The 11,749-nt window shown below is 63.3% G+C and carries 11 protein-coding genes; 6 read left to right on the top strand and 5 right to left on the bottom strand.

Features of this window, described 5'->3' with window-relative positions; genetic code table 11:
• Nucleotides 1-3: 3 nt before the first annotated feature.
• The 4 genes from HPY44_10370 to HPY44_10355 all read right to left on the bottom strand — a co-directional run bounded on the left by HPY44_10370 (nucleotide 4) and on the right by HPY44_10355 (nucleotide 3,047).
• Nucleotides 4-711, bottom strand: coding sequence for a hypothetical protein (locus tag HPY44_10370; GenBank protein NSW56411.1), 708 nt, complete (start codon nucleotides 709-711; stop codon nucleotides 4-6).
• Between the two features lie 17 nt (nucleotides 712-728).
• Nucleotides 729-1,040, bottom strand: a complete 312-nt coding sequence (rsfS, locus tag HPY44_10365) for a ribosome silencing factor (GenBank protein ID NSW56410.1) — start codon at nucleotides 1,038-1,040, stop codon at nucleotides 729-731.
• A gap of 80 nt (nucleotides 1,041-1,120) precedes the next feature.
• The gene (locus HPY44_10360; protein ID NSW56409.1) at nucleotides 1,121-2,383 is read right to left on the bottom strand and encodes an LCP family protein; all 1,263 of its coding nucleotides are present in this window, start codon (nucleotides 2,381-2,383) and stop codon (nucleotides 1,121-1,123) included.
• 40 nt (nucleotides 2,384-2,423) lie between these two features.
• Nucleotides 2,424-3,047 (bottom strand): nicotinate-nucleotide adenylyltransferase, encoded by a 624-nt coding sequence (locus tag HPY44_10355; protein ID NSW56408.1) that lies wholly within the window; start codon nucleotides 3,045-3,047, stop codon nucleotides 2,424-2,426.
• 177 nt (nucleotides 3,048-3,224) lie between these two features.
• Here HPY44_10355 and HPY44_10350 point away from each other — a divergent pair, with 177 nt between their 5' ends.
• The 6 genes from HPY44_10350 (at nucleotide 3,225) to HPY44_10325 (ending at nucleotide 10,584) form a co-directional block, all read left to right on the top strand.
• A complete protein-coding gene (locus HPY44_10350; GenBank protein NSW56407.1) occupies nucleotides 3,225-5,024 on the top strand; it encodes a TIGR03960 family B12-binding radical SAM protein in 1,800 nt (599 codons plus the stop codon).
• A complete protein-coding gene (locus HPY44_10345) occupies nucleotides 5,017-5,679 on the top strand; it encodes a DUF2344 domain-containing protein (GenBank protein ID NSW56406.1) in 663 nt (220 codons plus the stop codon). The genes HPY44_10350 and HPY44_10345 overlap by 8 nt, the downstream gene beginning before the upstream one ends.
• 140 nt (nucleotides 5,680-5,819) lie before the next feature.
• Nucleotides 5,820-7,508: an Rne/Rng family ribonuclease gene (locus HPY44_10340; GenBank protein NSW56405.1), complete on the top strand. Its 1,689-nt coding sequence runs from the start codon at nucleotides 5,820-5,822 to the stop codon at nucleotides 7,506-7,508.
• 130 nt (nucleotides 7,509-7,638) lie between these two features.
• On the top strand, nucleotides 7,639-8,829 hold the full coding sequence (locus HPY44_10335; GenBank protein ID NSW56404.1) for an FAD-binding protein: 1,191 nt from the start codon (nucleotides 7,639-7,641) through the stop codon (nucleotides 8,827-8,829).
• The gene (locus HPY44_10330) at nucleotides 8,798-9,049 is read left to right on the top strand and encodes a hypothetical protein (protein ID NSW56403.1); all 252 of its coding nucleotides are present in this window, start codon (nucleotides 8,798-8,800) and stop codon (nucleotides 9,047-9,049) included. Before HPY44_10335 ends, HPY44_10330 begins: the two co-directional genes overlap by 32 nt.
• A gap of 152 nt (nucleotides 9,050-9,201) precedes the next feature.
• On the top strand, nucleotides 9,202-10,584 hold the full coding sequence (locus tag HPY44_10325; GenBank protein NSW56402.1) for a tetratricopeptide repeat protein: 1,383 nt from the start codon (nucleotides 9,202-9,204) through the stop codon (nucleotides 10,582-10,584).
• Nucleotides 10,585-10,633: 49 nt separating this feature from the next.
• On the opposite strand, the gene HPY44_10320 is transcribed toward HPY44_10325, so the two are convergent.
• Nucleotides 10,634-11,662, bottom strand: coding sequence for a MoxR family ATPase (locus HPY44_10320; protein NSW56401.1), 1,029 nt, complete (start codon nucleotides 11,660-11,662; stop codon nucleotides 10,634-10,636).
• Nucleotides 11,663-11,749 lie beyond the last annotated feature (87 nt).

Here is an 11,749-nt window from a genome sequence, read left to right as displayed (position 1 = left end):
GGGCTATTTCTGGACCGCGTCCGGGTCGATACTGGGAGTGGGCATCTCGCTCGAGCGACGCTGGGCGTCCCAGACACTCCAGCCCAGGAGCGAGACGTAGCCGATGCAGCCCACCAGCGCACCCACGATTTCCCCGGCGCTCATGGGGTCCGAACTGGTGATAACGGCGGATGTGAAGAACTCCATGACACCCCACGCCGCCAGGCCGAAGAGCACGAAAGCGATAAGCACGGTGACGACACCGCGTTCGTAGTCGCCATTGTAAAGCTGGCCCAGGCCTGGAAAGAGCACCGAACGCAGAGCTGCGTGTTTCGGGTCCTTGTGCATCGCGCCGCGGAGCATGCTGATGTCGCCACTTGTCAGGAGGTTGCGGGTGCGCTCCACCTGGCCGATAAACAGCATGGCCTCCGCGTACTTGCGCTCGGCGTCTGCGTTTGCCGGCTCGATCTCCATCGCCCTCTTGTACTCATCTTTGGCGCGGGTGCGTTTGCCGGCCAGTGTGAGGGCGTCGCCCATGAGTTCGTGGGCAGTGGTCGAATCGGGGTACGCTTCCACCAGGCTCTCGGCGGCGCGAACCGCTTCGGCCCCGTCATTGCGGGAAATGGCGGCGCGAACCAGATCGCACCGTTCCGCCATCAAATCCTGCTCGGCCTGGCGTTCCAGGTTCGCCTGTACACGGCGACGAATGATATCGCGCGGGTCATCAGCCATCTGAAACTGGCTCCCCGTCAGGCTTCGGCCACGTGTTCCACAACCGGGGCGTCTCCCCACAGGCGCTCAAGGTCGTAGAACTCGCGCGCCTCCTCGGTGAAAATGTGGGCCACGACGCTGCCGTAATCGAGAATCACCCAGGTCGATCCGCGCCCGCCTTCACGGTGCAAATGCCGCAGGCCGTGCTGCTCTGCCCACTCCTCCAGGCTCTCGGCAATGGCATCCACGTGGGTCTGGGATCGCCCGTGACAGATGACGAAATAGTCAGTCACTGTCATGAGTTCCTCCATGTGGAGTACCATTACGTCCAATGCGCGCCGTTGTTCCATCCCCTCAGCGAGAAGCAGGGCCTTCTCCAGCGGTTCGATCGCCAATTCGCACCTCCCCGGACCCTTCCACAGGCCCGGAATCAATCTCTGGTTCTATCGCCGGACGCGATGTCTCTGCCCACCGTGACCACGATCCCCGCGGCGCCTGGTGCGTCGAAGTCTTCATCCTCGATGAGCCTTGCTGACGCGGCCCCGAGCATTTGCCGGATTTCCTCTGCCGCGCCCCGGGATGCCGGATGGTAGCGGATTTCCGAGCGGGAATGGCCGGAATCCTCGGCATTTCCCACACCGGTTACCAACACCCCCTCGGCTCGGAGCCGGTCCGCAAGTCTTTTCGCCGCGCCAGTCTTGCCAGAACCATTCAACACCACGACCCCGCAGTCCTTCACCGAAACTGTGTTCGACTTCTCTCCCTGGAGGAACTCGCGCAGTTTGGCGAGCAACTCCTGAGCCTTTGCCTCATCTACCCGGCTATAGTAGACGCCATGTGCGGGTGCTGGTTCGACCGGCAGCATCTCGGTCATGATGTCTTCGGGCTTGATCCCCTTGAGAGCGGTGGCAATGGCGAGCGCGCGCCCTAAGGGGATATCGGTGTCCACTTTCCTGATCGCATGCTTCGCAGCCCCAATAGTACGCGGCCAGCCTGACGGCCGGAAATGCTGGCGCACCACGGCTTTGAGGAATTCCCGCTGGCGCTCGGCCCGCATGATGTCGCTGTCTTTGCGGTAGCGTACGAAACCTATGGCCTGCTTGCCGTTCAGTGTCTGCTTTCCGGGCTTCAGGTGAATGTGCAGCTTGCCCGCATTGTCATCGTAGTTCATCCCCCGGCCTCGGCCCTCCGGGTCGCCAACCGTGATCTCCACTCCGCCCAGTTTGTCCACGCATTCTTCGAAGGTCTCGAAATCCAGCTTCACGTACCCGTCCAGGCTCTGCCCGACCAGACGCTCCACGCAAGTTTTCAGCAGGGGCACGCCGCCAAACTTGTAGGCATGGTTGATCTTGTCCCGCCTGTGGCCGGGAATGTCCACAAGGGTATCGCGCTGGATGGAGAGCAATGCTGCCCGGTTGCGACGGGGGTTGAGGTATGCAACGATGATCGTGTCCGCTCGTCCCCGGGAATCGCGATCATCGGCGCCCACAAGCAGGATTCGCGCTGGTCCAACTCCGATCCCCGATAGCCGAGGCGGCGGAGTAAGCATGTGCGGGAAGCCGCTGGGGAACCGCGCCGGCGAATGGGGGTCGCGAACGCTGTCAATCGTTCCCGCCGCTATGGCGGCGAGAAGGGCGAAAGCCGCCAAGTGCACCAGGCTGTTGATGAAGGGGACGGGATAGGCCTGTCGCATGGGTCACCAGCCAGGCAAGCTGTACCGGGCGCAAGTCCGGTCAGTGCGAACCATACAGCCCGTGGGCGCGAATGTATTGATCGACCGCATCGGGCACCATGTAGCGAATGCTCAGCCCACGTGCCACACGAGCGCGAATATCTGTTGAAGAGAGCGCTATCATCGGCCCTTCGAGCACTCTCACCCGCCCCGCAAGCCTGTCGCCAAGCGCCTCACCGATGCGCCCGAGATCGAACCCCGGGCGTGGGAGAGTCACCACCGTAGCCTCACTCAGGATCGCTTCGGGCATGCGCCACATCGGCATTTCCAGCACCGAATCGGCCCCGGTTATGAACACGATCTCGGCGCCGGTTGCGGCCTTGAGCTCGCGGATCGTTACGATGGTATACGAGGGCCCGTCACGCTCGATCTCGCAAGACGAGACCTCGAAGGCGTCATTCCCCTGGATCGCCAGTTCCGTCATGTGCAGGCGGTGTTCGGCATCCGAGACCGCACGCGCCAGCTTGTGGGGTGGCCGGCCACTGGGGATGAACAGCACGCGTGACAGCCCGAGCTGCTCGCGGGCCTGTTCAGCAAGGAGCAGATGGCCGTAGTGGATTGGGTCGAATGTGCCGCCCAGGTACCCCAGGGCGCCACTGGCTGCAGTAGGGGCCTCAGTCAACATTGCCGCGATTTTAGCACAAAGCCCCAGGCCCCACAATCTACTCGCGCGGAATGCGCCCCCCATGCTTGACAGGTTCGCCTTGCGGTGGCTAATATCAAGGTGTGGTTGGAATGCGGGGAAGATCCGTCGTGAGGGAGTTGGCGAGCCCCGGGGCAATGACTGCCGGGGCTCGTATTGATTCTGATGTTAGAAGACGAACTGCTGGAGCAGGTTGAGAAGCCGGCCAGGTACACCGGAGCAGAGCACAACGTGGTCATCAAAGACCCCGCCGCGGTGGATCTGCGCATTGCCCTGTGCTACCCGGACCTGTATGAGGTCGGGATGTGCCACGTCGGCCTGCAGATTCTTCAGCACATCGCGAATCTGCGCGAAGACACCTTCTGCGAGCGCGTCTTCTATCCCCAGCAGGACGCTGTGGACCTGCTCCGGCGCGAGGGCATTCCCCTCGGTACGCTGGAGACCGGCGAGGCATTGTCCTCCTTTGACGTCCTCGGCGTCACTTTGCAGCACGAACTGACCTACACGACGGTACTGAGCATCCTGGAACTGGGCGGCATCCCGCTCCTCGCGGCTGAGCGTGGGGAAGACCACCCACTCGTGCTGGGCGGAGGGCCCTGCGCCGGCAATCCGGAGCCCTTGGCGCCGTTCTTCGACGCATTCGTGGTGGGGGACGGGGAAGAAGCCCTTGGGGATGTGCTGAACGCTGTGAAGTGTTCTCGGACCGGGGGACGCGAGTCGACCCTCGACGCGGTGGCCGCCATCGAGGGCGTGTATGTCCCGGCGCGCCACGACCCGGCAACCTGCGAGATCCGCAAGCGCGTCATCCAGAATCTCGACGCCGCCGAGTACCCCACTCGTCCCTTGGTGCCCTGGATCGAGGTGATCCACGACCGAGGACAGGTGGAGGTCGCCCGCGGCTGCACCCACGGATGTCGATTCTGCCAGGCCGGGTACACCTACCGGCCTGTGCGGGAGAGGGCGCCAGACACGCTCCTGAGGCAGGCGCGCGAGATCATCGCCTCCACCGGTTACGATGAGCTGTCCCTGGTGTCTCTCAATTGCCCCGACTACACCGACATTCACCCCCTGATCGACAATCTGCTTGCTGAACTTTCGCCGCAAGGGGTCTCCATCGGCCTGCCTTCCCTTCGCATCGACACCTTCAGCGTAGAGCTGGCTCGCAAGGTCCAGGCCGTGCGGAAGTCAGGGTTCACTTTCGCGCCCGAAGCCGGGTCTCAGCGCTTGCGGGATGTGATCAACAAAGGGGTCACGGAGCAGGACCTGCTGGACACCGTGGCGGCGGCTTTCGAAGCGGGCTGGAACACAATCAAGCTTTACTTCATGATTGGCCTGCCCACGGAGACGGATGAGGACGTGCTGGCCATCGCGGGGCTTGTGCGCGAGGTGGCGAAAATCGGCCGCCAGACCATGGGCAAGCGCGCGGGCCGCATGAAGATCAATGTGTCCGTCTCAAATCTCGTGCCCAAGCCTCACACGCCTATGCAGTGGGACGGGCAGATCAGCGTGGACGAGATACAGCGGCGCCAGAGATTGCTCGAGACGGCGATCCGCGACCATCAGGTGCGCCTGGCTTGTCATGACGCCCGGATGAGCTGTCTGGAAGCCGCACTGGCACGGGGCGACCGAGATACCTCGGCGGCGATTTTGGAGGCCTATCGCGCCGGGGCGGTGCTGGACGCCTGGAGCGATCGATTCGATTTCTCACTCTGGAACCGAGCATTCGAGGCCTGCGGGATGAACCTGCAGCAGCGCGCAATGCGGCAGTTCGCCCTGGATGAGCGGCTGCCGTGGGATCACATTGTTGCAGGTGCGGACAAGGCCTTTCTCTTGTGTGAGCGAGAACGGGGGCTCCGGGGCGAGTTGACGCCGGACTGTCGCCGGGCCGGCTGCCACGGATGCGGCGTGAACGAGTGGGCTGACTGCCCGGTGGTGTGCGGGGTGCGAAACCGTGAGTGATTCCACCCGAACCTGCGCGGTCATCCGGTTCGCAAAACGCGGTCCGGCGCGACTGGTTGGCCACCTTGATATGGCCCGCGCGTTCGACCGGGCCGTGCGACGGGCAGGAGTGCCGGTGACGTACACGCAGGGGTTCAATCGCCATGCGCGAATCGCCTTCGGTCCCTCATTGGCACTGGGGATGGAGGGCCTCGCAGAACTGTGCGTGATGGAACTTGACGAGCCGGCGGACGCCCAGACGCTGAAGCAGCGCCTTGGCGCGCAGATGCCGCCGGGGTTGGAGATCGTGGACGTGCAGGTGCAGGGACGGGGGCGGCGCTCTCCCCTTGCCGACCTGAGCCGGGCCGGGTACCGGGTCGAGTTGGCGTTGCGGGGCGTTGATTTCGAGAACCTGCGCCGGGCCGTCCAGGGCGTGCTGGAAGCGGGAAGCCTGGAGATCGTGCGGCGGACCAAGAGTGGGGAGAAGGTCGTGGACATCCGTCCCGGCATTCTCAGTCTCGAATTGACGCCGGGTGACCCGCCCATGCTCAACATGGAACTGGCAGTGGGGGACGGGGCGATCACCAAGCCCCAGGAGCTGTGCGAGGCCCTGAACAGGGCTCTCGGGACGGACGCAGTGGCTTTTCGCAGACCAGTCCGGACCACCCTGTGCTAACAGGCGCCGGGGTCTGCACACACAGGAAACTTGGACCCGTGGGAATGGGCACAGAGCGCCGGGGATGCCCTCATGGCATCCGGTGGCGTGTCACCGGCCCACGCTAACCCCGGTCCAGAAGGAAGCGGATCATCGCAGCAATGGGAACAGACATCGTAGTCAATGTCCACGGACGAGAGACGCGAGTCGCGATTGTTGAGAATAAGAGACTCGTCGAGGTGATGTACGAGCGCGAAGACAGCCTTGTGGGCAACATCTATATGGGAGTCGTGGAAAACGTCGTGCCGGCGCTGGATGCGGCTTTCGTGAACTGCGGCGTGGAGAGGAACGTGTTCATCCACGTTTCCGACGCTATGGAGGAAGAACCCTCCAGGCAGCAGATGCGCCACAAGATGAACGGGTTCCCGCCGATCCGCGAAGTTCTCAAGGAAGGCGACAAGATCCTCGTCCAGGTGACCAAGGGCCCGGTAGAGCTTAAAGGCGCCCGCGCAACGCGACGCATCGCCTTGCCTGGCCGCTACCTTGTGCTTACCCATGACGGGCGGGGGAAAGTGGGCGTCTCCAAGAAGATCACCGACGATAAGGAACGGGCGAGGCTTCGCGACATCGCCCAATCCCTCAAGCCGGAAGAGTTCGGGATGATCGTCCGCACTCGGGCCGAAGGCGCCCAGCGCAAAGACTTCGAGGACGATGTGAAGTTCCTCACCAAGCTCTGGCGCTCGATTCAGGGGAAAGCCCGCCAGGTGAAGGCTCCGGCCCTTGTGCATGAGGACCTCACGCTTGTGTTCGAGGTCGTGCGAGACGTGATGAACGAAGACACCGAGCACTTCTACGTAGACGACAAGGTCACGTATGATAAGGTGCTCAACCTGTTGGACAACGTTGCCCCCGAACTGCGCAACCGAGTGCAGCTTTACAAGGGTCCGGAGCCTATTTTCGCCCACTTCGACCTGGAGAAGGCGATTATGCGGGCGCTTCTGCCCAAAGTCTGGCTGCCCCACGGCGGGCACATCAATATCGAGCAGACTGAGGCCCTTACTACTATCGACGTGAATAGCGGCAAGTTTACCGGCGCCAAGACCCTTGAGGATACGGTTCTGCGCACCAACATTGAGGCTGCCGAGGAGATCGCCAGACAGTTGCGCTTGCGGGACATTGGCGGCATCATCGTCATCGACTTCATCGACATGGACAAGCAGAAACATCGTGAGAAGGTGATGACTGCACTGCGCGGGGCGTTCAAAGAGGACCGGATGCGCACCCGGATCATGCACATCACGCCTCTTGGACTGGTGGAGATGACCCGCAAGAGAACCAGCATGAGCCTGCAGCAGAAGCTCACCACAGCCTGCCCGTGCTGTCAGGGCCACGGTTTCATCCTGAGCGCCGAAACCATGGCAGGGCGGATTTCCGAGGAATTGCGCCTGCGGGCCGCACAGGAGGACGCCGAGGCCTTCGCGGTCGTCTCCGACCCCCGCGTCTGCCTCACGCTCATCGGTCCTCAGGGCGAGGATGCGGACAGGCTGGAAGAGGAGCTTGGTAAGCAGTTGCACTTCCGCGCCGACGAGGGCATCCACCCCGAACGGTATGACATCCATGCAGGCACGAAGAAGGAAATCGAGAAGCAGTTCCCAAGCTTCCGCAAGGGGCGCAAGCTGACGATCACCCCCGACGTTGTCTTGCCGATCCCTGGCGAAGCGCTAATCGCGGTGATCGACGGGATCGTGGTGGAACTGCCGGAGGTCTCGCCCAAGACAGAGGGCGAAGTCAGGGCCCGGGTGACCGCCAGCACTCGGTCCTACGCCAGGGCAACGCCCGTCGGGAAGTAGCGCGTCTTCGCAGGACAATGGCGTGGCGACGTTGAACCAAAGGGCGCGGAACGAGCGACGATAGGTTCGCAGGTTCGCGCCCTTTTCTCATGCCCCGGCGCTTAGCGACCGGGTGACACCGGAGTCACCGATGGTTGAACAGATCAGCGTAGATGTTCTCGTGATTGGTGGCGGGCTTGCGGGCCTGCGCGCAGCGATAGAAGCGGCCACGCTGGGCCGCAATGTGCTTCTCGTCTCGAAGACGGAGCCGGGGGTCGACAACTGCTCCGCGGCTGCCGGAGGGCATCTGTCCGGCGCTGTGGGTGGACGGGACGAAGCCGGCTACCTGGCGGCGTTGCAGGAGCACGATAGTGACTGCGCCGATCCTTGTCTGCAGCGTATTCTCGCATATGACAGCGGGCCGGCATTGACGGAGCTGCTGCAGAGGTTTGGGGTCGAAGCGAAGGTGAAGCATGGGACCCTCACCATGACCGGCCCCACGCGCTGGTGGGGTAGACCAATGACACAGAGACTTGCCGCCTTCGCGAGAAAACAGGGCGTTGAAATGCGCTGGCCAGTCTGTGTCTCGCGGCTCCTGATGCACGAGGGCGCCTGTGTCGGGGCGATTGGTCTTGACCTGGAAAAGGGAACGACCGTGGGCATTTCTGCGAAGGCCACGATTCTGTGCGGTGGAGGCCACTCCGCCATATACCCGCGGCATGACAACCCCGCCAGTCCGATGGGCGACTGCCTCTTGCTGGCCCTGGACGCGGGAGCGCGGGTGCGAGACATGGGCTTCTGCAAGTTCCACACTGTCGGGCTCGCGGAAGGCCCGGAACCGCAGGATATCCTCGTGTTCGGTCTTGCTCTTGCATCGGCCAAGTTCACCCTGACGGACGGAACTCCTGTTGAGCGCCGGGAACTGGCGGACATCTGGAAAGGTCGGGCATCTATCCCCGAGCGGGATGATGCGCGTTTCGATGCCCTCGCGGACATGACCCACCTTGACTGGAGTGGTGATCCGGAGCTCGCAGCGGTTCTGGAGGCCGTGCCCGGGGCGGCGCCTGCTCGCGAACGCCCGGTGAGGGTATCACCTCTTGCCCACTACACCCCCGGCGGAATCGCTATCGATGCCCACGGATGGACGGGGGTGACCGGCCTGTACGCCGCAGGAGAATGTACCGGCGGCGTTTTCGGCGCAGATCGTCCCGGCGGCGCCGCGCTTACCGACTGCGTGGTCTTTGGGCGTCGTGCCGGGAATGAAGCCGGCCGGGTTTGCCGCGATCTTCCCGCGCCGGTGCTCCCGGACATTGACCCCATCGATCTGGGGGGGGGCGGATGATGCCGGGCCGCTCCTTGCTGAGGCGCGCTGGCTCATGTGGAACTACTCGGGATTTGCCGATACACCGGAGGGGCTGGCACTGTGCGCACGCAGGCTGGGCGAGATCGCCAGGGTCGCGCGCGAAATGAAGCCGGCAGGGCTCGACGGTTGGATAGCCCTGCATGCGCTCCATTGTGTCAGCAATGTGGGCAATCTGGTTGTGCGCTTCCGCCGTGGTTAGGCGGGTCTGGTGCGGAGCGCCCCATTGTTGCGAATCAAGACATATTGAGGAACTTTTGCGGAAGCCGGAAGGAATGACCGTATCGCCGGCGAATCAGATGAAAGCTGCAAATGCTCGGACGCAGCGGGAGTGAACCGGGAGGCATCCGTACCATGGTGATGGACGACGTTTCCCCCCAGCGCAAGATCGCGATGTTCAAGTTCCACCAGGCCGAGCAGGAAATGTCGCGCGGGCACATGGACCGTGGGCTGCAACTAGCGCGAGAGGCGATCAAGGAAGACCCGACCTATCTCGACGCCCACCTGTGGCTTGCCCAGCGGTTCATCGCGTTGGAAGAGCCGCGGAAGGCTTCGCACGAGTTGGAGACCGTGCTCCATGCAGACCCGAAGAACGAGGTCGCCTGGCAACTCATGAGACAGGTCGACCCGGCTTCGGCTGAGCGGCTAGAGCGGCTTCAGTCCATCGCTCCGGACCCGTTTGTTGCTCGGAACAGGGGGGCCCTCACGGACGACGTGGCGGATATCGCGGACTATGTAGATGATGACGAGCCCGTTGACTTTGGCGATGATGGCGGTGACCCATTCGTGGCGGGAGACGTGGATGAGAACGTAATCGGTACCTGGGGAGAAGACGAAGAAGAGGGTGATTACGTCGAGGAAGGGGAGGGTGATGAAGTGGCAGAATCAACGGATACGAGAAGCGCCGGCGATCCACATCTCTGGGAGTATGAGCAGGACCGCCAGTTCCTCGCGAAATGGGAATCAGAGCCGGTTATCGCCGAGGCCGTGGCCAAGATCCAGGAACTGTGGAAGGACATCGAAGCGTGGGACTATGTGCTGAACCTCTGCGCTCACGCCAACCCAGGTCTGCATGAGAAGATTTTCCAGGCAGCGAAACAGGCCTCTGAGCGCCTCGGGGTGGAAATGCCCGAGCTGTTCGTGTTCCCGGAACGCTGCATGCACCCGGTGCTGATCAAGGATCGACCGCCTCTACTCGCCGTGCCCACCGGTGTTCTGAGGGCCATGACCCCCGATGAAACGCTGTTCCAGATCGGCCGGGAGATCGGCCACCTGAACACCGGCTATCTGGCACAGATGCAGATGGTGAAAATCGTCACCAACCGCAAGGCACAGCTTGTCGGCGACCTGGCAAGCACGCTGCGGGACTTCCTGGGCGGCGCCGTGAAATACTGGGATGCCCAGTTGAGCCGCGACGAGATCGATCGTCTCAAGAAGCTAGGCCATGCGTGGCAGCAGCGCTGCGAACTCACCGCCGACCGCGCGGGGCTAGTCTGCTGTGGTGATGTGGTGGTGGCGTGCACGGCAATCGCGAAGACCACCGCCAAGAGCATCGATGAAGCCTCGACGATGACCGTGGGCGCGTTCCTGAAGCAATTCGAGCACGAGGACGTGGGCAAGCTGGCGGCCATACCCGTGGAGGAGTCGCCCTCGCGTAACCCGCGGTATGCGGCCTATCGGATACACATGCTCAAATGGTGGGCGACGACCCCGGCGGGAATGAGCGTGCTGTTTTGAACGAGGCCCTGGGCGGACACCCAAGTGCGGCGGCCGGCCGGTCGTCGTTCTACTTCTCCAAGGGAACCGTGTGGAGAAGTCGCTGAATGATGTCCGCCGACGAGATACCATCCGCCTCGGCAGCGAAACTCGGGATCACCCGGTGGCGCAGTACAGGCAGAGCAAGCGCTGCCACGTCCTCTCGCGAGGCCGCGTAGCGGCCATCCATGAGCGCCCGTGCTTTGGCGCCGAGGATCATCGCCTGGGAGGCCCTCGGCCCTGCGCCCCACGTGACCCAGTTGCTGACGAAACCCGGAGCCGCCGGATCGCCGGGGCGTGTGGCGCGCGCCAGACGCACCGCGTAGTCCAAAGCGTCCTGGCTCACCGGCACCCGTCGCACCACCTTCTGCAGGCGCAGGGCTTCCTCGCCAGACATGACCTTCTCCACCTGAGGCGACCACTCGGATGTCGTTGACGCCACGATGGCTCGCTCTTCTTCCTCGGATGGATAATCCAGGTGAACGCTGAGCATGAACCGGTCAAGCTGTGCTTCGGGCAAGGGGTAGGTGCCCTCCTGCTCGATGGGGTTCTGGGTGGCCAGCACGAAGAACGGGGGCGGCAGGTGGTATGTCCGGCCGCCGGCTGTCACGTGGCGCTCCTGCATGGCCTGCAAGAGGGCGCTCTGGGTCTTGGGCGGGGTGCGGTTGATTTCGTCCGCCAGCACAACGTTGGCGAAGATCGGTCCGGTCACGAACTGGTAGCTGCGCTGCCCCGTGGCCGGGTCCACCTGGATCAGGTCCGTCCCGGTGATATCCGCAGGCATGAGGTCCGGTGTGAACTGGATGCGGGAGAACTTCAGGTGCAGGCATTCCGCGACCGTCCGGATCAGCAGGGTCTTGCCCAGCCCGGGCACCCCGATGAAGAGGCAGTGGCCTTCGGAAAACAAGGCGATCAGGAGCTGGTCCACTACATCCCGCTGGCCGACAATCACCTTGCCCACTTCACGCAACAGAGCATCGCGCCCTCGTGCGAGTAGTTCGGCGGCAGTAGCGTCATCCATAGACTCCAGCGGTGGCTCGGAGGCAGGGGTCTCGGTCATGCGGGGGATGGTAGCACCCGCCGGAACGGGGCGTCAAGCGCTGGCGGCGGTCCGCCGGCCTGGACGCCGACCCAAGCCGGCTCGACC

Source organism: Armatimonadota bacterium (assembly GCA_013314775.1).
GTDB lineage: Bacteria > Armatimonadota > Zipacnadia > Zipacnadales > JABUFB01 > JABUFB01.
This window is presented reverse-complemented; position numbering and strand designations above follow the sequence as displayed.

What these genes read in the sequence shown, in the direction of transcription:
- HPY44_10335 (NSW56404.1), top strand. Translation starts at nt 7,639, where the DNA reads ATGGTTGAACAGATCAGCGTAGATGTTCTCGTGATTGGTGGCGGGCTT.
- HPY44_10320 (NSW56401.1), bottom strand. Translation starts at nt 11,662, where the DNA reads ATGACCGAGACCCCTGCCTCCGAGCCACCGCTGGAGTCTATGGATGAC.
- HPY44_10360 (NSW56409.1), bottom strand. Translation starts at nt 2,383, where the DNA reads ATGCGACAGGCCTATCCCGTCCCCTTCATCAACAGCCTGGTGCACTTG.
- rsfS (NSW56410.1), bottom strand. Translation starts at nt 1,040, where the DNA reads ATGGAACAACGGCGCGCATTGGACGTAATGGTACTCCACATGGAGGAA.
- HPY44_10355 (NSW56408.1), bottom strand. Translation starts at nt 3,047, where the DNA reads ATGTTGACTGAGGCCCCTACTGCAGCCAGTGGCGCCCTGGGGTACCTG.
- HPY44_10325 (NSW56402.1), top strand. Translation starts at nt 9,202, where the DNA reads ATGGTGATGGACGACGTTTCCCCCCAGCGCAAGATCGCGATGTTCAAG.
- HPY44_10370 (NSW56411.1), bottom strand. Translation starts at nt 711, where the DNA reads ATGGCTGATGACCCGCGCGATATCATTCGTCGCCGTGTACAGGCGAAC.
- HPY44_10340 (NSW56405.1), top strand. Translation starts at nt 5,820, where the DNA reads ATGGGAACAGACATCGTAGTCAATGTCCACGGACGAGAGACGCGAGTC.